Raw genomic sequence first — 24,967 nt, 5'->3', positions numbered from 1 at the left:
GCCCGGCGGGGCATAACCTACATCCACTCAACTTTTCCGACAGCCTGAACGAGGTCCCCCTGTGCCGAGTGGCAAGGTCAAGTGGTACGACGCCGACAAGGGTTTCGGCTTCCTCACCCGCGACGACGGCGGTGAGGTCTTCGTGCATTCCTCCGCGCTACCCACTGGCGCAGAGCCACTCAAGCCCGGCCAGAAGGTCGAGTTCGGGGTGGCAGAGGGCAGACGGGGCCAGCAGGCGCTCTCGGTGCGGATCCTGGAGCAGCCGCCGACCCTGGCCAAGACCAAGCCGAAGGGCAAGCGGAAGAAGCCCGACGAGATGGTCGTCATCGTTGAAGATCTGATCAAACTGCTCGACGACGTCTCGACGTCCTACCAGCGGGGCAAGCACCCGGACGGCGCGCACGCCAAGAAGATCGCCCAGGTGCTCAGAGCGGTGGCCGACGACCTGGACGGCTAGGTCTGCGGGTTGGTCAGCGGTTTCGTGGTGTCGAGCGTGTCCGGCAGGTTCGCCGTGTCACGCTCGGCCCGCACCCTGGAGTTCTGCGCCTTGATCCGGGTCCTGCGCCGGACGATCAGCCAGACGCAGCTCACGGCCAGCGTCACCGACATCGTGATCAGTCCGGCGACCCCGCTCCCCGCCAGCGACAGCGCCAGCCCGATCAGGCCGCCCACCACCCACGACATCTGCAGCAGCGCCTCGACCACGCCGAACGTGGACGAGCGCACCTCCTCGCCGATCTCCCGCTGCACGATCGCGTCGAGGGCCAGCTTGCCGAGCTCCTGGGCGAAAGCGGCGACGAACGCGATCGCGATGGCCGCCCACAGGTTGAAGAAGATCGCTGTGACGATCGTGGTCACCAGCGACAGCGCCAGCGTGAGCAGCACGATGAGCTGAGGCGAGTGGTTGCGCGCCCAGTTGGCGACGGCGGCGCCCAGGAACCCGCCGAGCCCGGCCGCGACGGCGAGCACCGCGATCGTCTGCAGCGGCTCCAGGCCGGGCACGTGCTTCTCCTGGACCAGGAAGAGCAGGAAGAACAGCAGGAAGCCGGAGAACAGGCGGATGGCGACGTTCGCCCACATCGCCTCGGCGACGGTGGGGCCGACGTTGAGCATGGTCCTGAACCTCGGCGAGCCCTCCTCGGTCTCCTCCAGCTCGGGGGAGTCGACGTGCTTGGGCAGCCGCAGCGCGTAGACGCCGACCAGGATGAAGACGACCATCGCCACCCGCAGCGTCCAGGCCGCGCCCAGCCAGGTGGCCAGCCCCGCCGCGACGGGCACGCTGATCCCGGCGGCGACGAGGGTGAACAGCGCGACCCGCGCGTTCGCGCTGACCAGCGTGATGTCGGCGGGCAGCACGCTGGGCATGATCGCCGCGCGGGACACGTTGTAGGCCTTGGACAACACGAGCACGCCGAGCGCCGCGGCGAACAGCGTGACCAAATCGTTGGGTCCGACCGCGGCGGCCATCGCCAGGCAGAGCAGCCCGCGCCCGAACAGCGTTCCGGCCATGACGTAGCGCCGCCCTGAGCGGAACTTGTCCAGGATCGGCCCGACGAACGGCGCGACCAAAGCGAACGGGATCATCGTGATCGCGAGGTAGAGCGCGACCGATCCGCGCGCCTGGCCGACCGGCAGCCCGAAGAAGATCGTGGTCGCCAGCGCGCCGGTGACCAGGGCGTCTCCCGAGCTCTGGATGGCACTGAGCTCGATCAGACGGCCCAGCCCGGTGCGGTCGGCGCCCTGGGCGTGGGTCAGCTTCCTGGTGGCCTGCCCGACCTTGCGCGTGCCGTTCGCCGTCGCCTTGGCCGTTGTCCGGCTCGCGCGCACGGTGGTACGGCCGGCGTCGGCGAGCCACTCGCCAACGCGGCGCGCTCGACCAGACTCATCCGCCACATCTACCAGTCTTACCTGATTTGTGGTCACGCACGTCAGCCCTGTCGTGGAGTCGGGTGCCTTCACCTCCATGCATGGGTGAGAATGAAGTGTGACAAGGACCAGGATCCGCGCCTCCGCGCCCGACCAAGCATGTGTCGACGCCGTGGACCTGGCGCGCGCCGCCGCGCAGGAGCTCGCAAGCCCTTCAGAGGTCGGCGACCACCTCGGTTACGAGGGCGAGGGCGACCGCATCGTCACCCACTACTTCACCTGCCTCGACCGGGCCTACCGCGGCTGGCGCTGGGCGGTGACCCTCACCCGCGCCTCGCGCGCGAAGAACGTCACGGTCAGCGAGGGCGTGCTGCTGCCGGGCACCGGGGCGCTGCTCGCGCCCGAGTGGGTGCCGTGGAGCGAGCGTCTCCAGCCGGGCGATCTCGGCGTCGGCGACCTGCTCCCGACGGCCGACGACGACGACCGCCTCGTTCCCGGTTACGCCGGTGGCGAGGAGGAGCTCGACCAGCAGATGATCTTCGAGTACGGCCTGGGCCGTGCCCGCGTGCTCTCCTCCGTCGGCAGGGACCAGGCCGCCAGGCGCTGGCACTCGGGCGAGCAGGGCCCGCACTCGCCGATCGCGCACGCCGCTCCCGCGCAGTGCTCCACGTGCGGCTTCTACTGGCCGCTCGCGGGCGGGCTGCGTCAGCGGTTCGGGGTCTGCGCCAATGAGTACGCCCCCGACGACGGCAAGGTGGTCGCGGCCGACCACGGCTGCGGCGCCCACTCCGAGGCCGCGGTCATGCCGCCGTCGGTGGAGCAGGCGACGCCGATCCTCGACGACCTGGGCTACGACCTCATGGAGGACGAGGCAGGTTCCGTGGACGAGTCGGCCTCCGAGGAGCTTGGCCATTCTTGACAGTGGGGGCCGCTAGTCTCTCGCTGTGGATATCTTCGGCACCGAACGGATGCGCGCGGCGGTCCTCGCCGCTTGGACGGCCTCACCGGCCCGATTCCGCGAGGACGCGAACGCCGAAGAGGACTTCGCGCTCGGCGGTTACCGCGACCGGTTGATCGTCGAGCTGGCGCAGAACGCGGCGGACGCGGCTCTGCGCGCAGGGGTTCCCGGGGTGCTCAGGCTCTCGCTCGACGGCGACGTGCTGACCGCGGCCAACACGGGGGCTCCGCTGGACGCCGCCGGGGTCGTGGGGCTGTCCACGCTGCGGGTGTCGGCCAAGCAGGAGTCCGGTTACGCGGGGCGGTTCGGCGTGGGGTTCGCCGCCGTCGTCTCCGTGTCGGACGAGCCGTCGGTGGGCTCGCGCGGGGCGGGCTCCGTGCGCTGGTCCCGCTCCGAGACCACGGCTCTCGTGGAGGCCGCCCTGCCCGACGAGCTGGCCGCCCGTTCCGGACATGTCCCGCTGTTGCGCCTGCCGTTTGAGGCCGACCCTCTTGAGGTGCCTGCCGGTTTCGACACTCTTGTACGGCTCCCGCTGCGTGACGCCGCCGCGGTCGACGCGGTGCGCCGGATGCTCGGCGAGACCTCGCCCGCGCTGCTGCTCGGGCTGCCGTCGCTGCGTTCCATCGAGATCGTGGTCGACGGGGTCGCGCGGTCGGTCGAGTCGGGCGAGTGGCACGTGGTGTCCGAGTCAGGCGAGTTCTCCGCCGCCGAGATCGCCTCGCTGTTCGCCGACCGGCCGACCGAGGAGCGGGCCCGGCCGTTCTGGTCGCTGCGCTGGGCGGTCAGGCTCTCCTCCTCCGGAGAGCCGACAGGGCTGCCGTCGAGCGTCCCGGCGGTCGTGCACGCGCCGACGCCGTCCGACGAGCCGCTCGACCTGCCCGCGCTGCTGATCGCCTCCTTCCCGCTGGCCACCGACCGGCGGCACGTGGCCAAGGGGCCGCTGACCGACTTCCTGGTGGCGCGGGTCGCGGACGCCTACGTGCGGCTGCTCCAGGAGCTGCCGCGGACGCCGAAGGTGCTCGACCTGGTGCCCGCGCTGATGGGCAAGGGCGAGCTGGACGCGCGGATCAGGCGGGCCATCCTGCGTCGGCTGCCCGACGCGCCGTTGTTGCCCGCGCTGTCCGCACCGGCTCCTGCCGTACAGACTCCGTCGTTCGCCGACTCCGAGCTCTACGACCCCGACGCGGCCTGGACGGTCGAGCACCCCGTGCGGGAGCCGTCCGGCGACGGGTGGGTGGTCAGCGGGCGCGAGGCCGGTGTGGTCAACGGCACTGCCGAGCTGCTCGCGGTCGTCGCCGACTTCGTTCCCGGGCTGCTGCCCGCCGGGTGGCCGGCCAGGCATCCGGCGATGTCGGCGCTCGGCGTGCGGCGGGTGGAGCTGGCCGACGTCGTCGACCTGCTGTCCGGCGAGGTGGTCGAGGGCAGGGAGGCGTCGTGGTGGCGCTCCCTCTACGACGTGCTGCCCGCCGACGACCCCGAGGCGCTGGGCGCGCTGCCCGTGCCGCTGGCCGACGGGCGGCTCGTGCGCGGGCCGCGCGGCACGCTGATCGTCAGCGGGTCCTTCGGCGACCTCGCGCCGCTGGGGCTGCGCATCGTGGACCCGGAGGCGGCGCATCCCCTGCTGCTGCGGCTCGGCGCCGCCGAGGCGACGCCGCGCACGGTGCTCGAAGACCCGCAGACGCAGGCGGCCGTGTCGGAAGCGGTTCCCGACATCGCCCCCGCCGTGCTGTCCCTGGTCGACGCGGCCGGGCTCGCGCCCGGCGAGCTGCCGTGGCTGGGGGAGCTCATGCTGCCCAGCGAGGACGGCGACCTCTACGCGGCCGGTGACCTGCTGCTGCCCGGCGGGGCGCTGGCCGGGCTGCTCGAACCAGGCCATTTCGGCATCGTCGCTCCCTCGCTGGTGGAGACGTACGGGTCGCGGGTGCTGGTGGCCGCCGGGGTGCTCGACGGGTTCGCCGTGGCCAACGACGCCGACGTGCTGCTCGACCACGACGACTGCGACCACGACCTCGACGGGGAGGACGACTGGCTCGACGCCGTCCTCGACCTGCTGCCGCCCGCCGACCTGCCGCCCGTGGTGCCGGAGTTCGCGGCGGTGCGGGATCTGGAGCTGGTCGCGGACTGGCCCGCGGCGCTCGCGCTGCTGACCCGGCCGCCGCTGCGGGCGGCGCTGCAGCCTCTGCGGGTGAGTTCTGGCGGGGAGGTGCCTTCTTATACGGCTTGGTGGCTGTCCAACCATCCGGTGCTCGACGGGCGGACGCCGCGGTCGCTGCGGCTGCCTGGGGCTGACCCGCTGCTGACCGGTCTCTACGGCGACGCACCCGGTGGGCTCGACGACGCGGCCCTTGCCATGATCGGGGTACGGACGACGCTGGCGGATCTCCTGGCTTCACATGGGGGGCCGGAGGAGCTCCTTGAGCTGATGGCCGACGCGTCGATCACGCTGGACCGGGCGCAGTTGCGTGCTTTGTGGATCGCGCTGGCTGGGGTGGATCCTTCGCGGGTGGCGCCGCCTTCGCGGGTGCGCGCGGTGTTGGCCGGGTCGATCGTGGTGGCTCCCGCTGACGATGCGGTGGTGGTGGAAGCTCCTGACCTTCTTCAGTTGGTGGCTGATCGGGCGTTGGTGCTGGCGCCCTTCGATCTGGCCGAGTCGTTGTCCGAGCTGTTGGACCTGCCGTTGGCGGGTGAGGTCGCTCCTGGCGAGGTGACGTCTTCCGGCGTCGTGCACGCTGTGCCTGGCGAGGTGAAGTCGTTGCTGCCCGCTGCTCCGGACAGTTATGTGCTGCACGAGAAGCTGCTGGTGGACGGGGTGCCGTGTATGTGGCGTTATTACGACGGCACGGTGCACTGCACGGACACGGAGGGGTTGGCCAGGGGGTTGGCTTGGGCCACCGGGCAGTGGGGTGACCGGCTGGCGGTGGCCGCCCTCCTCCGCGACCCCACCGCCGTCCCGCTGCTGCTGGCCGAGATGGACCTCTCCTAACCCACCCCACCCACGGGCCCACTGCCAGGCCCCACACGAGATCCCGGCGTGGTCCCACGCCAGGCCCTCATACCGGCCGCGTGTCCTCATGGCCCTGCGACCTCAATCCCACATCCAACCCGCCCCTGGGACCCGGGCACTGGCCACCGGATTTGGCCCTGGTTACGGGCCCCTGGGCCCCCGGGCCTTGGCCTCGCCTCCCGCTCCTTTGCCTCGTCCCCGCGGCTCGCCGCGCCGGGGTCGCCCCGCATGCGGGCCCACCCTCCTGGTGGGGCCCCGCGTGATCCTCGCGGAGGTCCCGCTTGGGCCCCGCGGCTTGCCGCGCCCGGGCGCCCGGCATACGGGCCCCAACCTCGCGGTGGGCTTCGTATTGGGACCCGCGGTCGGCCCCGCATGGGCACCCGCGGTGGGCCCTGCTTGGCCCACGCGATGGGTGCTGCGGTGGGCCTCGCGTGAAACCCCCGCGATGGGTCTCGCGGAGGCTATGGGTGGGTTAGGCGGCCGGGCAGTCGCTGTTGGTTGGGGGGAGTTTGCCGGTGAGCAGATACGTGTCGACCAGGCGCATCACGCAAGCGCTACCGCTCAGATACGCGCCATGGCCCTCGCCCTCGTACGTCACCAGCACCCCCGTCTTGAGCTGTGCCGTCAGCTTGCCCGCCCACTCGTACGGCGTGGCCGGATCCCCCTTCCCGCCCACCACCACGATCGGGGCGGACCCGCTCGCGTCGATCTTTTTGGCCTCGTCCGACCCGGCCACCGGCCAGTGCCTGCACACGGAGCCCAGCCCGCCCGACGCCATCACCGGGAACAGCTTCCTCGTCTGCTCCTCCACCTGGTCCACCACGGCAGCCGAAGGGCGTTCGACGTTGTCCACGCAGTTGATCGCCCACACGCTGGTCATCAGCGTTGTATAAGACCCGTCCGGTCGACGTCCCATGTACATGTCCGCCATGGACAGCAATCCCGACCCGTCCCCCTTGAGCGCCGCGGCCACCGACTGCTCCAGCACCGGCCACGCCGCCTTGGCGTACAAGGCAGCCAGGACGCCGGTCTGCGCCATCGTGTAGGTCAGTTCGCGCCCGCCCACCTTGACCGGCTTCGAGTCCACTGTCTTCAGCAGCCGCTGCACCGTGCCGAGCACGGCCGCCTCATTGGCGCCGAGGTCGCAGCCCTGCGCGACGCAGTCCTTGGCGAACGCCTCGAACGCGTGCTTGAACCCGCCGACCTGGATCAGCGCCCGCTCCTCGAACGTGACGGTCGGGTCGATCGCCGCGTCCAGGACGAACCTGCCCACCTTCTTGGGATATTTGGTGGCATAGAACGCCCCGAGATGCGTGCCGTACGACATCCCGAAATAGTTGAGCGTTTCTTCGCCCAGCGCGGCCCGGATGCGGTCGAGGTCGTGCGTCGCGTTGACGGTGCCGACGTGCGGCAGCAGCTTGCCTGACTTCTTGCCGCAGGTCTCGGCGAAGTCCTTGGCCATCGCGTCGTCGTTGAGGTCGGCGTTGAGGTACTTGTCCAGGTCGCCGCCGCAGGTGACGGGCGCGCTGCGGTCGACGCCGCGCGGGTCGAAGCTGACCAGGTCATAACGGGTGCCCAGGCTGGCGAACGCCCGGCGCGCCATCGCCAGCGTGTCCACCCCGCCGCCGCCGGGTCCGCCGAAGTTGAAGACGAGCGAGCCGAGCCGGTCGCCGGTGGCCTTCACCCTGACCAGCGCCAACTCGATCTTCTCGCCGTCCGGCTTGGCATAGTCGAGGGGTACGGCGAGCTTCCCGCACTCCACCGAGGGGTCAGCGGGGACGGGCTTGGTGTCGGGGCCGATGAGATCGGTGCACGTGGCCCAGGCGACGGTGCTCCGTACCGGCTTGGGCGGTTCTGCCGCGCAGGCGGAGAGCGTGATCACGCCGAGAAGGGCAGTGGCCAGGGTCTTCTTCATGCTTTAGAGCATGGTTCGCGGGCCTTCGCGGATGTAGTGGTGGAAAACAGCAGTTGGTGATGAGAAATGTCAGCGCCGACGCTTCATCCGGGTCACAAACCACAGGCCGAACAGCCCACCCGCGATCCCCGCCACGCAGGTCCACACCCACCAGGAATTTTCGGGCGCCGGAGGAAAGATCAACAGGACCACGAGGGCGACCGCCCACAGCCCGGTACCCACCAGGACGGCCGCCTGGTCATTGGTCTGAAGCGGCTCCGGATCGGGGCGCTGAGGCTGGTTCACATCATTCAGCCTAGCAATCAGGTCTCGATCCGATCACCGGCTCTTTTCCCAGGTGGCAACGCCTGTCACTCTTCGCGCGTGAATACACGTCTTGATGACTTCTTTTCCATCACAGAACGCGGCTCGACGCTGTCTCGTGAGGTCCGTGGCGGTCTGGCCACGTTCTTCACCATGGCGTACATCATCGTCCTCAACCCGCTGATCATCGGCGGCGTTCCGGACGCGGACAAGCAGTTCCTCGGCGACGGCAGCGCGCCGAACTTCCCGCTGATCGCGGCGGGCACGGCGCTGGTCGCCGGGGTGCTCACCATCCTCATGGGCGTCGTGGCCAGGGCGCCGTTCGCGCTGGCCGCCGGGCTCGGCCTGAACGCTTTCGTCACGTACGGCATCGCCACCCAGATGTCGTGGGAGGACGCGATGGGCCTGGTGGTGCTCGAAGGCCTCGTCATCCTGGTCCTCGTGCTGACCGGGTTCCGCACGGCGGTGTTCCGTGCCATTCCCGCGCCGTTGAAGACCGCGATCAGCGTCGGCATCGGCCTGTTCATCGCGCTGATCGGCTTCGTGGACTCCGGGTTCGTCCGCCGCGTGGCCGCCGGGCCGCCGCTGGAGCTGGGCATCGGGGGGTCGCTGGTGAGCTGGCCGATCCTGGTGTTCGTGGTCGGGCTGGTGGCGACCGCGCTGATGGTGGCCAAGAAGGTCAAGGGCGCCATCCTCATCGGCATCGTCGGCAGCACGGTCCTGGCCGTGATCATCGAGTCGATCGCGCACGTGGGGCCGTCGGTGGGGGCGGACGGCAAGGCGAACCCGCCCGGCTGGGGGCTCAACGTTCCGGCGTTCCCGTCGAAGGTCGTGGATCTGCCTGACTTCAGCCTGCTGGGGCAGTTCAGCCTGTTCGGGGCGTTCACCAAGATCAGTGTGGTGCTGGCTGTGCTGCTGGTCTTCACGCTGCTCATCACCGACTTCTTCGACACGATGGGGACCGTGGTGGGGGTCGGGGCGCAGGCGGGGCTGATCCAGGAGGACGGCACGCTGCCCAGGACGCGGGAGATCCTGCTCGTGGACTCGGTCGCGGCGGTCGCGGGTGGTGCTGCTTCGGTCTCTTCCAACACCACGTATGTGGAGTCCGCTGCGGGGGTTGGTGAGGGGGCTCGTACCGGTCTGGCCAGTGTGGTCACCGGGGTGATGTTCCTGCTGGCCACGTTCCTGGCGCCGCTGGTGGGGATCGTGCCTTACGAGGCTGCGGCTCCGGCGTTGGTGGTGGTCGGGTTCCTGATGATGACGTCGATCAGGGACATCGACTTCAACGACTACGAGATCGCTATTCCGGCGTTCTTCACGATCGTGCTCATGCCGTTCACGTACTCGATCGCCAACGGGATCGGGGCGGGGTTCATCACGTATGTGCTGATCAAGGTGGTGAAGGGTAAGGCTCGGGAGATCCACCCGTTGTTGTGGGTGGTGGCTGGGCTGTTCGTGTTCTACTTCGCGCTGGGGCCGATCAAGATCCTGCTCGGCTTCTAGCCCCTTTGGGGAGGCCCGCCGGGGCCTCCCCAAGACCCGTGTTACCCGCCTGCCCGCCCACCGCCCGCCCACCCTCCCGCCCCTGGTCCTGCTCGGGCTGGCGACCTCAGGCAGTTTCCGTCAGACAGTGGTGCGGACTTTGTCGAGGTCGTGGGTCCTGCGGTGTGGTGCGGCCGTGCGATTGGTGAGGTCGTGCGGTGGTTCTCGCCCAGATATCCCGCGGGCATGGGTGATGTGGCGCATGGTGGGGCAGGGGCGGTCTCGTGTCATTGCCGGAGGTCGCCAGCTCGAGCGGGGCCAAGGCGTGTCGGGGTGGGGGTGGGGGACGGGTGCGCGATCATGGGGGCGCTGGGGCTGGGGTTAACCAATCGGCTCTGCCCGGTGAGCTGGGGTGTAACCCTTTGGCTAGGAAAAGCTGTATCAATAGGTGAGACGATCGGGATGAGGGGGAATGCCATGGCTGGGCATATAGTTAGCAAAGGTAATGACTTATGCTAACGAACCCTCCCAAGATGGACCTGCGCAGCGACGCAGGCCTGGCATCGGCCCTGCGCGTGTCGCTGGCAAGGCTGACCAGGCGACTCCGACGACAGGCAGCGGCACACACCCTGACACCCACCCAGTTCGCGACGCTCGCCGCCGTGGAACGGCATTCAGGGATAACCCCCGGCGAATTGGCCGAGCTAGAGAAGGTGCAGCCCCCGTCGATGACGCGGGTGATCGCCGGGCTAGAGGAGCGCGGGTTGGTCGCGCGCACACCACACTCGACCGACCGCCGCCAGGTGACCGTGAGCGTGACCGAGTCAGGCTCGGCACTGCTGAAGGAGGAGCGCCGCCAGAAGGAGGCGTGGCTGACGCACCGGCTGAAGGAGTTGACGCCCGAGGAGCGGGCGGTTCTCCGGCAGGCGGCGCCCATTCTGGAGAAGCTCAGCAAGATCTAGAACCTGAAGAACCCAGGACCGGGATGTTCCGGTCTCTCAAGGTCTTCAACTACCGGATCTTCGCTGCCGGTGGTGCGGTCTCCAACGTGGGCGGCTGGATGCAGCGCACCGCGCAGGACTGGCTGGTGCTGGATCTGACGCACGGCAGCGCGGCGGCCCTCGGTACGGCCACCGCGCTGCAGTTTTTGCCGATGTTGCTGTTCGGGATGTTCGGCGGCGTGCTCGCCGACCGCTACCCCAAGCGTCCTGTGCTGATCGCGGCGCAGTCGATGATGGCGGTGCTCGCCCTGGCGATCGGTGTTCTGACGATCACCGGTGCCGCGCAGGTCTGGCACGTGTACGTCATGGCGTTCGCGCTCGGTCTCATCTCCTGTGTCGAGGTGCCGACCCGGCAGGCGTTCGTGGTCGAGATGGTCGGACGCAAGGACCTGCCGAACGCGATCGCGCTCAACGCCTCGATCTTCAATCTGGCCCGCGTGGTCGGCCCGGCCATCGCCGGTGTGCTGATCTTCGCGATCGGCACGGGTCCGATCTTCCTGCTGAACGCGGTGACGTTCGCCGGGGTGATCTCCAGCCTGATCTTCATGCGGAAGGCGGAGCTGAACCCCGCCGAGCTCGTCCCCAGGGCGAAGGGGCAGCTGCGCGAGGGCCTTCGCTACGTGCTGGAGACCCCTGCCCTGCTGATGCCGGTGCTGCTCGTCGGCTTCGTGTCGATGTTCGCGCAGTCGTTCTCGATGTCGATCGCGCTGATGGCCCGCCAGGTGTTCGGTGCGGGTGCGTCGTCGTTCGGCCTGGCCTCCAGCATGTTCGCGATCGGCGCACTGGGAGGGGCGCTGCTCGCGGCCAGGAGGGCTCGGCCCAGCCGTAGGACGTTGATCGCGGGGGCGGTCAGCTTCGGCGCGTTCACGATCCTGACGGGTCTCGCGCCGTTCTACCCGGTGTACCTGCTGCTGCTGATCCCCGCGGGGATCGCGCTGATCACCGTCAACACGGCGGCGAACTCCAGCGTTCAGCTGGCCACGTCGCCGGAGATGCGCGGCCGCGTGATGGGCATCTACCTGCTGGTGTTCACCGGCGGCGCGCCCATCGGGGCGCCGCTGATCGGCTGGCTGTCGGACCTCGGCGGTCCCAGGGTGGGTGTGGTCCTGGCGGGTGCGCTCGTGCTCATCGGTACGGCTTCCGCCGTACTGCTGAGCAAGCTCATCGGCGCCAGGGTGCGTAGGCCTGCCCTAGCAACAGCCTGAGCGTGGCGAGCTGCTCGGCGCCGAGATGGCCGAGCAGCTCGGCGTCCACCTCGTGGGCGAGCCTGGCCGCTTCGAGGCGCAGCTCGCGGCCCTCCGGGGTGAGCTCGACGATCTGACGCCGCCGGTCGCCGGTGTCGCGGGTTCTCCGTACGGCGTGCAGTGCCTCCAGCTCATCCAGCATGTCCACGACCACGCTCGGCGTGACGTCGAGGGTCCTGGCCAGGTCGAGCTGGCCGCGCCCGCCACCGGCGAGGAGTTCGAGCACGCCGCAGTGGCGCGGGCGCAGACCGAGCGGTGCCAGGCGGTCGGCGAAGCCCGCTGTGGCGGCCTGGCCGAGCTTGCCGAGCTGGAAGGCGAGGCTTCCTGATACCGAAGTCATGGGTTTGATGGTAGCTTGCCCATATGATTCGGTTACCGAACTATAGGGCCTACGTACTAATTGTCGCCGCGCTCACCGTGGTCGCCTCGGGCTACTTCACGGTGATGGGGTTGTTCGACCCCTCCGGGCTGGTTCCTGGCGATGCGACCCGTGTCTACGCCGCCTACATGTCGGCGCGCAGCATCGTGCTCCTCGGCGCGCTGGTCGTCTGCGCTTTCATGAACCGCGGGCTCGTCGTCGTGCTCGTGCTGAACGGGGCCGTCCAGGTGCTCGACGCCGTGCTCGGGGCGGTTCGCGGGGAGGTGGCGCAGACGGTGGGGCCGCTCGTGTTCGCGGTGCTGCTGTTCCTGGCCGCTGCCGCACAATCGAGGGGTGAGGCTGTTCGCGGCGCTGCTGCCGCCTGAGGAGGTGCTCGACGAGGTCGAGCGGGCCATCGCGGCGCACGTCGGGCGGGTCGACGGGGTGCGGTGGCCGTCGCGCGAGACCTGGCACGTCACGCTGGGGTTCTTCGGTGAGGTGCCCGAGCGGGCGCTGCCGGAGCTGGAGGTACGGCTGGCGCGGGCCGTACACCGCTATGGGCCCTTCGAGCTGGCTTTCGCTGGGTTCGGGGCGTTTCCGCGGGTGTTGTGGGCGGGCGTGACCGGGGACTCGCTGGTACGGCTGGCCGACTCGGTGCGGGCCGGGGCGCGGCGGGCGGGTGCGGGGGAGACCGACTCCAAACGGTTCCACCCGCACCTCACCCTCGCTCGGGCGCGCACGAAGGTGGACATGAAGGGCCTGGCCGAGTCGCTGGGCGAGTTCAGCGGCTCGGCCTGGGGGGCGTCGACCGTGCACCTCATGCGCAGCCATCTGGGGCCGCCGGTGAGGTACGAGTCACTGGCCGAGTGGGCGTTCGCCGATGGGTCCGCGAAATGGGGATGAACGGTACCAGCCCCGGCGACGGCCGTCGTGGCCGGGGCGAGTACCGCTGTGGTGAGCGCGAGGCGGCGAGGAGAGCCCTGGCACTCACGATCACACGGGCTGCAGCCCGGCCGAGGTGAGCACGTATCCGGGCGCCGACGGAGGCGAGCGCACCAGGTCCACCAGGGCGGTCCCGGCGAACTCGGGGGTGAGGGGCTCGCCCACCCCGGCGGAGCCGTACGCGCTGATGCCCGCTCTGCCCACGGCGCCGTGCGGGGTCATCCTGGGCATCACGGTGGTGATGTGGAGGCCAAGCCCCAGGCGGTCGGACTCTCCCTGCGCGTACCCGGCGACGAACCGCTGGGTGGCCTTGGCTCCGGCGTACCCGCCGCTGGCCGGGGAGCCGTTGAGCGCGGCTCCGCTGCTCACCACGACCACCCTGCTTCCCGGTGCCAGCGGCTTACGCAGCGCCGCGCCCAACCAGACGAACGCGATCTTGACGTCGGCGTGCCAGTTGACGGAGAACGACTCCCACGTCTGCTCCTGCAGCGGCCGCATCTCGGGAACGGCCCCCGCGACCAGGATGAGCACCTCGGGCTCGTACTTGTCCAGCATGTCGCTCGCGACGGACGGGTCGGTCGCGTCCGCCACCTCGGCGACGCCTGGGCTGACACTGCGCGCCAGAGCGACCACGGAGTCACCGGCCGCCGCGAACGCGCCCGCGATCCCCCTTCCCAGCCCCCGGCTGGCCCCGACCACGAGGGTGGTCATGGCCGCATCCCCACGAGCGCCGCGTTCTCCCGTTCGAGCGCCTTGGCGGCGCCGTTGCGCCAGTTCTCGGCCATCGACTCCGACAGCGGATCGGGGAAGATGTCCTCCTCGCCCTTCTCCACCCCGTCGAAGATGGCCCGCGCCACGGACTCCGGCGAGGCCTTCGGGATGTCGACGCCGCGCGTCATGTCGGTGTCCACGGGCCCGGTCATGACGGCGTGCACCCGCACGCCCTGTCCGGCCAGGTGGGCGCGGAACACCTGCGACAGCGAGAACGCCGCCGCCTTCGAGACCGAGTAGGCCGACATGAGGGGAAGGGCGGCCCACGCCGTCACCGACAGGACGTTGACGATGGCCCCCTGGGAACGGGTCAGCGCCGGAAGGAACGCCTGGGTCACGCCGTACGTGCCGAAGAGGTTGACGGCGAGGTGCTCGTCGAGCGCGGTCCGGTCGCTGAGGTCGTCGTAACCCCCCACGCCCGCGTTGTTGATGAGGATGTCGAGGGAGTCCACACGCTCGACGGCCGCGCGGATCTGCCCCGCGTCGGTCACGTCGAGGATCAGCGGCGTCACCCGCTCGTCGGGGTGGGCCAAGGGGCGGCGGGTGCCCGCGTAGACGCGGCTCGCGCCGCGGTTCAATGCCTCTTCCACCAGGGCCTGCCCTATGCCGCGGTTGGCCCCGGTCACCAGAACTGTTGTCATAGTAGGTAGACACCGCGAGACCGGAAAACTGGGCGCTCGCCGACCGCCCAGTTTCGCCTTCGGAAGGTGTCTACCTACTGTGAACGCCGAGGCTTTCCGCGAGCTGGTCGAGCCGTACCGCCAGGAGCTGCAGCTCCACTGCTACCGGATGCTCGGCTCCTTCCACGACGCCGAGGACGCCATGCAGGACACGCTGCTGCACGCCTGGCAGGGTCTCGACGACTTCGAGGGCCGCTCCTCGATCCGCACCTGGCTCTACCGGATCGCCACGAACCGGTGCCTCAACACGCTCCGCGCCGCCAGCAGGCGCCCGGCTCTGGAGTGGGACGCCCCGGGGCTCCATCCGCCCGACCCGACCAGGCTCGGCGAGATCGTGTGGCTGGAGCCGTACCCGGACGTCCTTCTCGAGTACGAGCGCAAGGAGTCCATCTCGCTGGCCTTCGTGACCGCGCTGCAGTTGTTGCCGCCGCGCCAGGTCGCCGTCCTCGTGCTGCGCGACGTGCTCGGGTTCTCGGCGAACGAGGTGGCCGAGACCCTGGACACGACGGTCGAGTCGGTCAACAGCGCGCTCAAGCGGGCCCGCGCGAACCTGCGCCGCCGCCTTCCCCAGGACCCGGCGCCCGTCGCGGAAACGGTCGTGGCGAAGTTCGTCCACGCGTACTCGTCCGGCGACGTCGAGGCGCTGGTCGCCCTGCTCACCGACGACGTGACCGTCTCGATGCCGCCGGTTCCCCTGGAGTACCACGGCGTCGCCGACGCGGCCCGCTTCTACGCCAGCGTCATCCGTCCCGACCGGCTCTACGACCTCGTGCCGACGCGGGCGAACGGCCAGCCCGCGTTCGCCACCTACCTGCGCGGCCACGCGACCGGCCTGCTCGTCCTCACCCTCTCCGCGGACGGCGAGCGGATCAGCGCCGTCACCCGCTTCGACAACAGCGTGCTGGCCTCGTTCGGGCTGCCGCTCAGCTGTGCGACCCCGTCATCAGCCCGGCCAGGTCGTCCGGGCGCAGGAACGAGGGCGGTGGCGGCGGACCCCAGTTGAACAGGCCGCGCGCGCCTTCGAGCGTCTCCGGCGTCCACAGCTGGTCCTCCGGGATGCAGTCGAGGTCGGAGTAGTACTCGCTGAAGTTGCCGGCGGGGTCCTTCAGATACCAGAAGAAGTTGGACCCGGCGTGGTGCCGCCCGAGACCCCAGACGTGCCGCTCGGGGTGGTCCTCCAGCATCGCCGTCGCCCCGCGCCCCACGTCGTCGATGTCGTCCACCTGCCACGACGTGTGGTGCAGGAACGACACGGGCGCCTGTAAGACCAGCAGGTTGTGGTGGTCGACCGAGCAACGCAGGAACGCGCCCGCGCCCTTGATGTAGTCGCTGGCCTTGAAGCCGAGCCCGTCGCGGAAGAACCCCTGGGTGACGGCGAGGTCGGTGGTCCCGAGCACGACGTGTCCGAGCTTGCGCGGCCGTACGGGCTCCTCGCGCAGGATCCCCGGCGCGCGCGTGCCCACCCGGTCGAACCGTCCAGGCCCGTTGTACGGCGTGGCCGGTACGGCAGGCTGGTCGCGCCGCGGCTCGACCTGGAGGATCGCCCGCACCCCCGTCACCGGCTCGTGCACCGTCAGGCTGCCGCCCGTGAACGCCACGCCCAGCCGCGAGGCGACCGCCGCCAGGTCGTCAGGACTGTCCACGCCCACCCGCATCTCGATCAGCCGGCGGGTGGGCGCGTCGACGATCCGCAGCTGACGCCCGCCGTCCCTGGTCGAGAACCACCCGTCCTGCTCGGGCGTCAGCCCGAACTCGGCGTAGTAGGCGCGGGTCGCCTCGACGTTGGGGACGCCGACGACCAGGGAGCTGAGCCGGTGCAGAGCCATCACTGCCCTCCTTGGACGAAGGTCTGGCGCAGCTCGCCGATGCCCTCAACGTAGGAGACGAGCTCGTCGCCCGGCGCGAGCCACCGCTGGGGCGTACGGCCCAGCCCCACGCCCGCCGGCGTGCCGGTGAAGATGACGTCGCCGGGCAGCAGCGGCAGGACGGCGGAGAGCCTGGCGATCAGCGCGGGCACCGAGAAGATGAGGTCGCTGGTGCGCCCCTTCTGCATCTCCTCGCCGTTGATGGACGAGCCCAGCTCCAGGTCGTCCGGGTTGTCCAGCTCGTCCGGGGTGACCAGCCAGGGCCCGATCGGGGCGAAGCCGGGGAACGACTTGCCCAGGCTGAACTGCGGCGCCGGGCCGACCATCTGGGTGATGCGCTCGGAGAGGTCCTGCCCGACGGCGAGCCCGGCGACGTGCTCCCATGACGCCTCGGCCCGGTGGGCACGGCTGCCGATCACGACGACGAGCTCCACCTCCCAGTCGGTGTGCCCGCCCTCGGGCAGCTCCACGGTGGTGACCGGCCCGGTGATGGCCGACGCGTACTTGGTGAAGACCGGCGGCAGGTCGTCGGGCACCTGGAAGCCGGACTCGGCGGCGTGCTCGCTGTAGTTGAGCCCGATGGCCAGCACCTGGCGGGGCGCGGGGGCGGGCGATCCCAGGTCGGCCGGGTCGAAGGGCACGCCCTCGTCCTCAACGGCCGACGCCCAGGCACGGAACTCGGCCCAGCGCTCGTACACCGCCTGCGGATCGGCGGGGAACACGCCGTCGCTCGCCCGGGCGACGTCCACCGCCTTGCCGTCCTTGATCAGCACGAGACGGCCGGAAAGGTTGGCGATCTTCACAGGGATCCTCCGATGGCTTGCTGGATGGTGTTGTTCTCGCCGCGCCAGGCGACGTGCTGGTCGGGCCGGACGAGCGTCCTCTCGCACGGCATCTCGACCGTCTCCAGGGGGACGCCGAGCCTTCTCGCCTCGTTCTCCAGCGCTTCGTCGCGCGGCCCGAGCAGGGTGAACCCGCGGCCGAGCACGTCGTACAGCGACCGGCCGGGAGCCAGCCAGCGGTGCGGCAGCCGTTCGCCCTCGCCCGCCACGATCGGCGAGCCCGCGTAGGTGTAGCCGAGCACCAGGTCGAGGCTGTGGAACTCGCTGGTCTTCGTCCGGTGCACGAACTCGGCCGACGCGCTGGACAGTTCGGGCGCGAGGGTGGCCATGTTGGTGGCCGCCGTCCTGATGGTGTCGGCGGCGATCGGTCGGCGTTCCGTCTCGTAGGTGGTGAGCAGCCGCGGCGGCGCCCAGCCCTGGACGACGGCGGCGAGCTTCCAGCCGAGGTTCACCGCGTCACCGATGCCGGTGTTGAAGCCGTGCCCGCCCCACGGCGGGTTCTGGTGCGCGGCGTCACCGGCGAGGAAGATCCGCTCGCTGGCGTAGCGGTCGACCAGCAACATCCGCGCCGTCCACGGGTCGGTGGCCAGGATCTCCACCTCGACGTCCGCGCCGACCAGGTTGCGCACCAGCCCGGCCGGGTCGTCGCTGTGGCCGACGCCCTGGGCGATGCACCACCACGTCTCCTTCAGGTCGAGCCGCCCGAGCAGGCCGGGCTGGTCCGGGTTCAGCACCCAGTAGTGGACGGCCGGCCCGTGTGGCACCCGTTCGGCCAGCCCGGGGGCGCGGAAGACGACGTTGAGGTTGGGCCTGCCGCCCTGGTTGCCCTCGTAGCGGGCGCCGATCGCGTCCCTGGCCACGCCGCGCGCGCCGTCGCAGCCCACCACGTACCGCGCGCGGATCCGCTCGCCGGAGGAGAGCGTCGCCGTCACGCCGTCGGGGTCCTCCTCCAGCGCCTCGACCCGCGCGCCTGTCCGCAGCGCGCCGCCGACCGCCTCGCGCAGGACCTCCTCCACGAGCGGCTGCGCCACCTGCTGTCCTGGCTCGGCGGCCAGGTCGGAGCCGGTCAGGTCGAGGCCGAAGCAGCCGCCGATCCTGGTGATCTCCGTACCGAGCAGGCTGGTCGCGAACACCGCCTCGTCCGACCACGAGACCGGCAGCGGCGCCCGGTCGCGGACCGTCTCGGCCAGGCCCCATCTCCGCAGCAGCTCCATCGACCGCGCCGAGGTGGTCTTGGCGCGCGGGCGCAGCCACGAGACCTCGGCGCGCGGCTCGACGACGAGGCACTCGACGCCGTGATGAGCGAGCTCCACCGCCGTGGCCAGCCCGACGGGGCCGCCTCCGACGATCAGGACGGGAACCTGCCTCATGCCCGCTCCAATTCATTATGATGATTATGGGCATATTGCCGTCGCGCGACGGGTATCGTCAAGCCTGTGGACAGCCGTGCCGAGCGGGCAGCAGAACAGATCGCCGTCCTGGTCGCCGCGGCCGATCCGGGCGCCAGGCTGGGCACCAAGGAGGAGCTGCGCTCCTCCTGCGGGGTCTCGGTGGGCACGTTCAACGAGACATTGCGGCTGCTGCAGGCGCGCGGTCTGGTCACCGTACGGCCAGGCCCTGGCGGAGGGCTGTTCGCGGCCGAGCAGTCGCCGATGGTACGGCTGGGCAACTCCGTGCTGGCCCTCGACGCGCAGCAGACCGACGTCGCCGACGCGATCAGGATCCGCGACGCCCTCGAACCGCTGCTCATCGACGACGCGCTCTGGCACGGTTCCCCCGCCGACATCGCCGACCTGCGCAAGCTCCTCGACGTGATGGACTCGGCGGTGGGCGATCCCGAGGCGTTCGTGCACGCCAACTGGCGGCTGCACGCCCGCATCGCCGCGATCAGCCCGAACACGCTGCTGCGCTCGCTCTACACGAACCTGCTCGACCTCATCGAGTCCCACACGCTGTCCGTACGGCCCGGCCCCGAGCCGCTGCCCGGCTACATCAGGCAGCGCCAGCAGCTGCACGCCGACCTCATCGACGCCCTCGACCGGCGCGACCGCGAGGCGGCCATGAAGCTGGTGCACGCGCACAGCGTTGGGCCTGGCCTGGAGTGCACTCCAGGTACATAGGGTGGAAGTCATGGACTATGTGAACCTTGGACGCAGTGGGCTCAAGGTCAGCCCGCTCTGCCTCGGCACCATGAACTTCGGCCCGGAGACCACGGAGGAAGACTCCTTCGCGATCATGGACAGGGCCCATGAGCTGGGGATCAACTTCTTCGACAGCGCAGACGTCTACGGCTGGAAGATGGGCGAGGGGATCACCGAGAACATCGTCGGGCGCTGGTTCGCCCAGGGCGGCGGGCGCCGGGAGAAGACCGTGATCGCCACCAAGTTCAACGGCCGGATGGGCGAATGGCCCAACGAGGGCCTGCAGTCGGCGCTGCACATCCGCCGGGCAGCGGACGCCTCGCTCAAGCGGCTGCAGACGGACTACATCGACATCTACCAGGCGCACCACATCGACCGGTCCACTCCGATGGAGGAGTGGTGGGAGGCGATGGACATCCTGCGGCAGCAGGGCAAGATCCTCTACGTCGGCACCTCCAACTACGCGGGCTGGCACCTGGCCAAGTCGCAGGCGGTCGCGGCGCAGCGGGGGCTGTTCGGGATCGTGTCGGAGCAGAGCCACTACAACCTGCTGACCAGGGCGGTCGAGCTGGAGGTGCTGCCCGCCGCGGAGGACCTCGGGATCGGCGTGATCCCGTGGAGCCCGCTGGCCGGTGGGTTGCTGGGCGGCGTGCTCCGTAAGATCGACAAGGGGCGCTCGGCGGCTGACCACATGGTCAAGCAGCTGGAGAAGCACCGGGACAAGATCGAGGCGTACGAGAAGTTCTGCGACGAGCTGGGTGAGGACCCGGCGTTCGTGGCGCTGGCGTGGCTTCTCAAGCAGCGCGCGGTCACGGCGCCGATCATCGGGCCCCGCACGATCGGGCAGCTCGAAGGCACGATGCGGACCCTGGAGATCGACCTGGACGAGGCCGCCCTGGCTCGCCTGGACGAGATCTTCCCGGGCCACAAGACCGCCCCGGAAGACTACGCCTGGTAGGTCACTTCAGCAGGGCGCCGACGACGACGATGACGAGGAGAAGGCCGAGCACGAGGGGCAGCAGCCAGAAGCGAGGACGATCCACGCCTGGAGCCTAACCGTTCCTCCTCAGTGAGTAGGAACGGGTATAGGGCCCGTTCCTGTTCGCTACGCGCGTTCCGAACGGTTTTGGACGCGCTGGTCGCCCGCGTTCGTTGTGTTGTCCCTGTCCGGACGGGTCCGTGACGGGGTGGCGGGTTTCCTCACGACCTTGAACGTCCAGCCCGGCCTGGATGGTCCGATGCCCGCGACGATCACTCTGGTCGTCGCGGGGCGGTGCCGTCCGTCGCCGGATCCGGTGCCCTTGGGCGCGTCTGCCGACGGCGATGCTGGCGGCATCGTGTCGGCTGGTCTTTCTGGTGGGTGGGCTCCCCACTTGCTGGTGTAAGCGGGGTCGACGGCGATGATCGCGATATCGCTGACAACTACTGGTGTATTCCGGGACGTAGACGACCTCGGGATCTTGCCCATGGGTCGGTGCGGCCCTGCTCGGACACCCGGTCGCGATGTCGGCGAGGATGGCCGTGCTGAAGCGGTCCACGTGGATTCTGGAAGCGGCGGTCCTGTATGGGGTGCTCACCTCGGCCGGGCTGCAGCCCGGCCCTCCCGCCTGAGCGCCGCGCCCGCGGTATGGCGCTGGTCAGGGCATGATGGCGGGATGGGGGATGTCCTGAAAAGAGTGCTTGTCGTGGTCGTCTTGGGCTGTGCCGTGCCCGTGGGGCCGGCGTTCGCCGACGATTCCGAGGAGCGGCTCTTCGTCTTCAAGGATCCCCGGATCACCGAGTCCAGCGGGCTGGCGGTGTCGCCGACCCTTGACGACGTGTACTACACGCACAACGACAGCGCCGCTGGGCCGGTCTTCTTCGCCGTCGACGGGGAGGGGAAGACCAAGGCCACCTACACCGTCGCCGGGGCCGAGGCGCGGGACTGGGAGGCCATGGCGGCCTCCAAGGATCCCGAGACGGGCAAGGGGGTGCTGTGGTTCGCCGACATCGGGGACAACTTCGATGGGGCCTGGCCGGACGTGTCGGTCTATCGGGTGATGGAGCCCACCGATCTCCGTGGGGGGACTGTCCGGGCCACCCGGTACCGGTTCCGGTACGAGGACGGCGGGCGCAACGCCGAGGGGATCATGGTCAACCCCGATGGGCGGCTCTACGTGGTCAGCAAGGAGTTCTCCGGCGGGGTCTACGAGGCGCCCAAGCGGTTGAGGGCCGGGAAGACGAACATCCTGCGCAAGGTCGGGCCGGCGCCGATCATGGCGACGGACGCCGCCTTCGCGCCGGACGGGTCCAGCTTCGTTATCCGTACCTACTTCTCCGCCACGCTCTACAGCGGGGTCGGCAAGCAACTGGCCCGCGTTTCCATGCCGCAGCTGGACCAGGCGGAGTCGATCACCTACACGCGGGACGGGAAGGCGCTCCTCACCGGGAGCGAAGGGGCGCACAGTCCGGTCTATCGGGTGCCGTTGCCCGAGCGGGCACAGCCGGTGGCGGCCACTCCTTCGCCTCCTTCGCCAACCAAGGCTTCGGTCGAAGAGCCCAGGGGCGGGCTGTCCGGTACGGACATCCTGGTGTGGCTGGCGGCCGCGGTCGCCGCGATCGGGGCGATCACTTTCATCGCTCGGCGAACTCGATGAGGGTACTCAGGCAAGACTGAGTACGAGAGCGTTGGCGCGCGGCGCCCGCCAGGCGGGAGGGTGCTCCCATGAACGTGTGTCCCGACTGCGGCGCCGTACTCGCCGCGCCCGTCCCCGCCTGCCCGCGCTGCGCGTTGCCGCTGGTCGGGCCGCTGGCCGCGGAGCTGTGGGAGGTGGACCTCCAGCTCGGACGGCTGCGGGTCAGGCGTGATCAGCTGATGTTCCAGCTGAGGGCGGCTCGCGTGGCGCGGCCGTTCGTGCCGCCTCCGCCTGTGGTTCAAAGGTCGCCCGAGGTGTCCAAGCGGGCGGCGCAGAACATGTTGCTCATCCTCGGCGGGCTGCTGCTCACCGTGGCCGCGATCGTGTTCACCGTGGTCAGCTGGGGACACATCGGCATCGGCGGCCGAGCCGCGATCCTGCTCGCGGTGACCGGGGTGGCGCTTGCCGTACCGAAACTGCTGGTCAAGCGTGGCCTCACGGCCACCGCCGAGACGGTGGGCGCGCTGGGGCTCGGGCTGATCCTGCTGGACGGCTACGCCGCGCGCCGCGTCGGGCTGCTCGACCAGCTCAACGGCGACGACTACGCGGCCCTGCTCATCGCGGTCGTGGCGCTCGTCGCCGCCGGGTACTCACGGGTACTGCCGCTCAAGCTGCCGCTGCCGCTCGCGATCGGGCTGGCGCAGATCCCGCTGCCGCTGTTCGCGCTCGACGCGCGGCCAGAGGTGCTGGTGGGGGCCTTCCTCGCCACGACGGTCCTGGACGTGGTCATCTGGCGGCGCGAGGGGCTCATCGGCGGGATCTTCCTGGGGATCACCGGGGTCATCGGCACCGTCGCGGGCATCGCGTTCGCGCTGGGATCAGCTACCTGGCTGACGGCGCTCGCCCTGCTGGGGTTCGCGGTGGTGTGGGGGGTCGTGGCGGTCCGGGCGAAGGGCGACCTTTACGTGCCGCCGCTGTTCGCCGGGGTGGTGGCCGCGACGCTGGCGCTGGGGGCGCCGCTGCGGGTGCGGCTGCCCGACGGGTGGGAGTACCTGCCGTTCGTGTGCTCGGCGCTGGTGGTGGCCGGGCTGGCCTACCTGCTTCCCGTACGGATGCGTACGGCGGGGGCGGTGACCGGCGGGACGCTGGCGCTGCTCGCGTCGATCGCGTACTGGCCCTGGGCGCTGGAGGCGCTCGGGCAGCCGTTCGCGGCGCTGTACCGGGTGTGGGCGGGGATCTCGCCGCAGGTCTCGCCGGGGATGCGGGCAGCGGTCGTGGTGTTCCTGCTGCTGGCGGCCGGGTTCCGGGTGGCTGGGCTGCGGGTGGGGACGGTGGTTTGCTGCACGGTCGCCGCGCTGGTGGCGCCGGTGGCGTTCGGGGCCCCGGTCGTGGGTGTGGCTGGGGTGTCGCTGGCGGTCGCGGTGGGGCTTTCCGTGGTGGGGCTGCGGTATCGGGAGGCGGCCTGGGCGGCTGGGGGCGCTGCGGTGGTTGCCGTGGCGTGGGGGCTGACGGCTGAGTGGACCACCTATGCGGTGTTGGGGGTGTTGTTCGTGGCGTGGGTCGTGCTCTCGCGGCGTGCTTCTGCTCCGGGGCTGGCTGGGGGGTTCCTGGTGGGGGCGGCGCTGGCTGGGGGCGGGCTGGTGTGGGCGGGGCTCGGGGGCGCTGGGTGGCCGGTGCTGGACTCGTGCGCTTGCGGGGTTGCTGCGGCTGCCGTGCTGACGTTGATCGGCTGGTACGGCTCCCGCCGCACGGGCGCCTCTTCTCACCGCACCGGCATGGTGGAGAGCAGTGCCTTCCTGCGGTGGGTGGCGGTGGCGCTGGCGGGGATGGCTGTCCTGCCGGTGGTGGACGTGCTGGTGGACGTGGTGCTGGCCTGGGTGCCTGCGGTCGCGCCCTGGGAGGGGGCGGTGGCGGTTACGGCAGGCAGGCCGCTGGTCGTGGTGGCGCTGGCGGTCGCCGGGACGGTCGTCACGGTGGCCACCCGGCGGTGGGCCGCCGGGCTGGTGGCCGGGGCGGTCGTGGTGACGGCGATCACCGTGACGGTGGCCCTGCTGTACCCCGTGATGGTCGGGCTGCTGGTCGCGGGCGCAATAGCCGCGACGGGGATCGCGATGTTGCGGGTGGGGGATGCGTGGGTGGCGGCTGGGGTGGGGGTATGGCTGGGCGTCTATGCGGTGGTCGCGGCGCTGGCGGTCAAGGCGGCCACGTTCACCGTGCTTCCCGTGCTCGCGGTCGTCGCGCTGCTGGCGGCGCTCTACGGGGCGCGGTGGGTGGCTACCGTGCTGGCCGCTTCGCTGGCGGCCGGTGAGGTGCTGGCGGTCGGGGTCGGGGTCGATGTGCGTACGGCGAGCCTGGTCAGTGCCGCCGCTGGAGTGGTCGCGGTCGGGGCCGGGGTCCTGCGTGGGAGGAAGGAGCTCGGCTATCTGGGCACTGCCTTCCTGCTCGGCGCCTCCTGGTTGCGGCTCTGGGCCGAGGGCGTTGAGGTGATCGAGGCTTACACGGTGCCGTTCTCGCTGGTCCTGCTGGGGATCGGGTGGTGGAACGCTCGTGGCAACCACGTCTCCTCGTGGCGCGCCTACGGGACGGGGCTGCTGTTCTCGTTCCTTCCGAGCCTGCTGGCCGAGCCGACGCCGGTGAGGTCGCTGCTTCTGGGTACGGCTGCGCTGGTCGTCACGGTGGCCGGGGCGCGGGGGCGGTTGCAGGCTCCGGCGGTGCTCGGGGCTCTCGCGCTGACCGCGGTGGCGGTGCGTGAGCTCGCGCCGTGGATCGCGGAGTGGGTGACGGCGCTGCCCCGGTGGGTTCCGATCGCGGTGGGCGGGTTGCTGCTGCTGGTGGTCGGTGCCACGTATGAGGCGCGCAAGAGGGACGTGATCCGCCTCAAGAACGCCGTCACCCGACTGCGCTGACCTCCTCAAGAAGGCGGACCTCCCTAAAGGCTGACCTTCTGGGAGGGCTGGTCTTCTTGAGGAAACAGGAGCGA

At 70.3% G+C, this 24,967-nt stretch carries 22 protein-coding genes; 13 read left to right on the top strand and 9 right to left on the bottom strand.

The annotated features are described in order from the left end of the window. Nucleotides 1–61: 61 nt before the first annotated feature. Nucleotides 62–457, top strand: coding sequence for a cold-shock protein (locus tag ACIBG8_RS50000; RefSeq protein ID WP_397350407.1), 396 nt, complete (start codon nucleotides 62–64; stop codon nucleotides 455–457). Here the strand turns inward: ACIBG8_RS50000 and ACIBG8_RS49995 are convergent. After that, nucleotides 454–1,893 (bottom strand): MFS transporter, encoded by a 1,440-nt coding sequence (locus tag ACIBG8_RS49995; RefSeq protein ID WP_397350406.1) that lies wholly within the window; start codon nucleotides 1,891–1,893, stop codon nucleotides 454–456. The genes ACIBG8_RS50000 and ACIBG8_RS49995 overlap by 4 nt on opposite strands. Before the next feature lie 91 nt (nucleotides 1,894–1,984). Here ACIBG8_RS49995 and ACIBG8_RS49990 point away from each other — a divergent pair, with 91 nt between their 5' ends. Together ACIBG8_RS49990 and ACIBG8_RS49985 are read left to right on the top strand one after the other, a co-directional pair. Further along, nucleotides 1,985–2,785 carry a DUF3027 domain-containing protein gene (locus tag ACIBG8_RS49990; protein WP_397350405.1) on the top strand — a complete coding sequence of 267 codons (801 nt, stop codon included), beginning with the start codon at nucleotides 1,985–1,987 and terminating at the stop codon, nucleotides 2,783–2,785. 25 nt (nucleotides 2,786–2,810) lie between these two features. Next, entirely contained in the window at nucleotides 2,811–5,807 is a 2,997-nt protein-coding gene (locus ACIBG8_RS49985) for a sacsin N-terminal ATP-binding-like domain-containing protein (RefSeq protein WP_397350404.1), read from the top strand. 493 nt (nucleotides 5,808–6,300) lie between these two features. Here ACIBG8_RS49985 and ACIBG8_RS49980 read toward each other — a convergent pair whose 3' ends face one another. Continuing rightward, entirely contained in the window at nucleotides 6,301–7,743 is a 1,443-nt protein-coding gene (locus tag ACIBG8_RS49980; protein WP_397350403.1) for an alpha/beta hydrolase, read from the bottom strand. Nucleotides 7,744–7,812: 69 nt separating this feature from the next. Beyond that, the gene (locus ACIBG8_RS49975; RefSeq protein ID WP_397350402.1) at nucleotides 7,813–8,028 is read right to left on the bottom strand and encodes a DUF2530 domain-containing protein; all 216 of its coding nucleotides are present in this window, start codon (nucleotides 8,026–8,028) and stop codon (nucleotides 7,813–7,815) included. A 171-nt stretch (nucleotides 8,029–8,199) separates the two neighbouring features. Between ACIBG8_RS49975 and ACIBG8_RS49970 the strand changes: the two genes are divergently transcribed. The 3 genes from ACIBG8_RS49970 (at nucleotide 8,200) to ACIBG8_RS49960 (ending at nucleotide 11,734) form a co-directional block, all read left to right on the top strand. Next, nucleotides 8,200–9,549 (top strand): NCS2 family permease, encoded by a 1,350-nt coding sequence (locus tag ACIBG8_RS49970; RefSeq protein WP_397350475.1) that lies wholly within the window; start codon nucleotides 8,200–8,202, stop codon nucleotides 9,547–9,549. Between the two features lie 491 nt (nucleotides 9,550–10,040). Then, nucleotides 10,041–10,490: a MarR family winged helix-turn-helix transcriptional regulator gene (locus ACIBG8_RS49965; RefSeq protein WP_397350401.1), complete on the top strand. Its 450-nt coding sequence runs from the start codon at nucleotides 10,041–10,043 to the stop codon at nucleotides 10,488–10,490. Nucleotides 10,491–10,513: 23 nt separating this feature from the next. Continuing rightward, entirely contained in the window at nucleotides 10,514–11,734 is a 1,221-nt protein-coding gene (locus ACIBG8_RS49960; RefSeq protein WP_397350400.1) for an MFS transporter, read from the top strand. On the opposite strand, the gene ACIBG8_RS49955 is transcribed toward ACIBG8_RS49960, so the two are convergent. Continuing rightward, nucleotides 11,691–12,113, bottom strand: coding sequence for a MarR family winged helix-turn-helix transcriptional regulator (locus ACIBG8_RS49955; RefSeq protein WP_397350399.1), 423 nt, complete (start codon nucleotides 12,111–12,113; stop codon nucleotides 11,691–11,693). The two genes, ACIBG8_RS49960 and ACIBG8_RS49955, sit on opposite strands and share 44 nt — an antisense overlap. 23 nt (nucleotides 12,114–12,136) lie before the next feature. On the opposite strand from ACIBG8_RS49955, the gene ACIBG8_RS49950 reads away from it, so the two are divergent. After that, on the top strand, nucleotides 12,137–12,517 hold the full coding sequence (locus ACIBG8_RS49950; RefSeq protein WP_397350398.1) for a hypothetical protein: 381 nt from the start codon (nucleotides 12,137–12,139) through the stop codon (nucleotides 12,515–12,517). After that, the gene (gene thpR / locus ACIBG8_RS49945; protein WP_397350397.1) at nucleotides 12,486–13,034 is read left to right on the top strand and encodes an RNA 2',3'-cyclic phosphodiesterase; all 549 of its coding nucleotides are present in this window, start codon (nucleotides 12,486–12,488) and stop codon (nucleotides 13,032–13,034) included. The genes ACIBG8_RS49950 and thpR overlap by 32 nt, the downstream gene beginning before the upstream one ends. Nucleotides 13,035–13,124: 90 nt before the next feature. Here thpR and ACIBG8_RS49940 read toward each other — a convergent pair whose 3' ends face one another. Both ACIBG8_RS49940 and ACIBG8_RS49935 read right to left on the bottom strand, forming a co-directional pair. Next, nucleotides 13,125–13,784 (bottom strand): SDR family NAD(P)-dependent oxidoreductase, encoded by a 660-nt coding sequence (locus ACIBG8_RS49940; RefSeq protein ID WP_397350396.1) that lies wholly within the window; start codon nucleotides 13,782–13,784, stop codon nucleotides 13,125–13,127. Next, a complete protein-coding gene (locus ACIBG8_RS49935) occupies nucleotides 13,781–14,485 on the bottom strand; it encodes an SDR family NAD(P)-dependent oxidoreductase (RefSeq protein WP_397350395.1) in 705 nt (234 codons plus the stop codon). Before ACIBG8_RS49935 ends, ACIBG8_RS49940 begins: the two co-directional genes overlap by 4 nt. A gap of 79 nt (nucleotides 14,486–14,564) precedes the next feature. Here ACIBG8_RS49935 and ACIBG8_RS49930 point away from each other — a divergent pair, with 79 nt between their 5' ends. Beyond that, on the top strand, nucleotides 14,565–15,527 hold the full coding sequence (locus ACIBG8_RS49930) for an RNA polymerase subunit sigma-70 (protein WP_397350394.1): 963 nt from the start codon (nucleotides 14,565–14,567) through the stop codon (nucleotides 15,525–15,527). Here ACIBG8_RS49930 and ACIBG8_RS49925 read toward each other — a convergent pair. From ACIBG8_RS49925 to ACIBG8_RS49915, 3 genes are read right to left on the bottom strand one after another with little or no spacing between them, the layout of a single operon-like run. After that, nucleotides 15,448–16,350 (bottom strand): VOC family protein, encoded by a 903-nt coding sequence (locus ACIBG8_RS49925; protein WP_397350393.1) that lies wholly within the window; start codon nucleotides 16,348–16,350, stop codon nucleotides 15,448–15,450. The genes ACIBG8_RS49930 and ACIBG8_RS49925 overlap by 80 nt on opposite strands. Next, nucleotides 16,350–17,192 (bottom strand): fumarylacetoacetate hydrolase family protein, encoded by an 843-nt coding sequence (locus ACIBG8_RS49920; RefSeq protein ID WP_397350392.1) that lies wholly within the window; start codon nucleotides 17,190–17,192, stop codon nucleotides 16,350–16,352. Before ACIBG8_RS49920 ends, ACIBG8_RS49925 begins: the two co-directional genes overlap by 1 nt. Beyond that, nucleotides 17,189–18,601: an FAD-dependent monooxygenase gene (locus ACIBG8_RS49915; protein ID WP_397350391.1), complete on the bottom strand. Its 1,413-nt coding sequence runs from the start codon at nucleotides 18,599–18,601 to the stop codon at nucleotides 17,189–17,191. The genes ACIBG8_RS49920 and ACIBG8_RS49915 overlap by 4 nt, the downstream gene beginning before the upstream one ends. Nucleotides 18,602–18,667: 66 nt before the next feature. Between ACIBG8_RS49915 and ACIBG8_RS49910 the strand changes: the two genes are divergently transcribed. The 4 genes from ACIBG8_RS49910 (at nucleotide 18,668) to ACIBG8_RS49895 (ending at nucleotide 24,893) form a co-directional block, all read left to right on the top strand. Continuing rightward, nucleotides 18,668–19,351, top strand: coding sequence for a FadR/GntR family transcriptional regulator (locus ACIBG8_RS49910; RefSeq protein ID WP_397350390.1), 684 nt, complete (start codon nucleotides 18,668–18,670; stop codon nucleotides 19,349–19,351). Between the two features lie 10 nt (nucleotides 19,352–19,361). Then, nucleotides 19,362–20,330, top strand: coding sequence for an aldo/keto reductase (locus tag ACIBG8_RS49905; RefSeq protein WP_397350389.1), 969 nt, complete (start codon nucleotides 19,362–19,364; stop codon nucleotides 20,328–20,330). A 727-nt stretch (nucleotides 20,331–21,057) separates the two neighbouring features. Next, nucleotides 21,058–22,008: a hypothetical protein gene (locus ACIBG8_RS49900; RefSeq protein ID WP_397350388.1), complete on the top strand. Its 951-nt coding sequence runs from the start codon at nucleotides 21,058–21,060 to the stop codon at nucleotides 22,006–22,008. A gap of 68 nt (nucleotides 22,009–22,076) precedes the next feature. Then, nucleotides 22,077–24,893, top strand: coding sequence for an SCO7613 C-terminal domain-containing membrane protein (locus ACIBG8_RS49895; protein ID WP_397350387.1), 2,817 nt, complete (start codon nucleotides 22,077–22,079; stop codon nucleotides 24,891–24,893). The last annotated feature ends 74 nt before the right edge of the window (nucleotides 24,894–24,967 follow it).

It is taken from the genome of Nonomuraea sp. NPDC050556, assembly GCF_044457355.1.
GTDB lineage: Bacteria > Actinomycetota > Actinomycetes > Streptosporangiales > Streptosporangiaceae > Nonomuraea.
The sequence above is the reverse complement of the archived record's forward strand: the minus strand, read 5'-3'. Positions and strand labels throughout refer to the sequence as shown.

Coding starts and splice junctions, on each gene's coding strand:
- ACIBG8_RS49980 (WP_397350403.1), bottom strand. CDS start 7,743: ATGAAGAAGACCCTGGCCACTGCCCTTCTCGGCGTGATCACGCTCTCC.
- ACIBG8_RS49970 (WP_397350475.1), top strand. CDS start 8,200: ATGGCGTACATCATCGTCCTCAACCCGCTGATCATCGGCGGCGTTCCG.
- ACIBG8_RS49965 (WP_397350401.1), top strand. CDS start 10,041: ATGCTAACGAACCCTCCCAAGATGGACCTGCGCAGCGACGCAGGCCTG.
- ACIBG8_RS49960 (WP_397350400.1), top strand. CDS start 10,514: ATGTTCCGGTCTCTCAAGGTCTTCAACTACCGGATCTTCGCTGCCGGT.
- ACIBG8_RS49955 (WP_397350399.1), bottom strand. CDS start 12,113: ATGACTTCGGTATCAGGAAGCCTCGCCTTCCAGCTCGGCAAGCTCGGC.
- ACIBG8_RS49950 (WP_397350398.1), top strand. CDS start 12,137: ATGATTCGGTTACCGAACTATAGGGCCTACGTACTAATTGTCGCCGCG.
- ACIBG8_RS49940 (WP_397350396.1), bottom strand. CDS start 13,784: ATGACCACCCTCGTGGTCGGGGCCAGCCGGGGGCTGGGAAGGGGGATC.
- ACIBG8_RS49935 (WP_397350395.1), bottom strand. CDS start 14,485: ATGACAACAGTTCTGGTGACCGGGGCCAACCGCGGCATAGGGCAGGCC.
- ACIBG8_RS49925 (WP_397350393.1), bottom strand. CDS start 16,350: ATGGCTCTGCACCGGCTCAGCTCCCTGGTCGTCGGCGTCCCCAACGTC.
- ACIBG8_RS49915 (WP_397350391.1), bottom strand. CDS start 18,601: ATGAGGCAGGTTCCCGTCCTGATCGTCGGAGGCGGCCCCGTCGGGCTG.
- ACIBG8_RS49905 (WP_397350389.1), top strand. CDS start 19,362: ATGGACTATGTGAACCTTGGACGCAGTGGGCTCAAGGTCAGCCCGCTC.
- ACIBG8_RS49895 (WP_397350387.1), top strand. CDS start 22,077: ATGAACGTGTGTCCCGACTGCGGCGCCGTACTCGCCGCGCCCGTCCCC.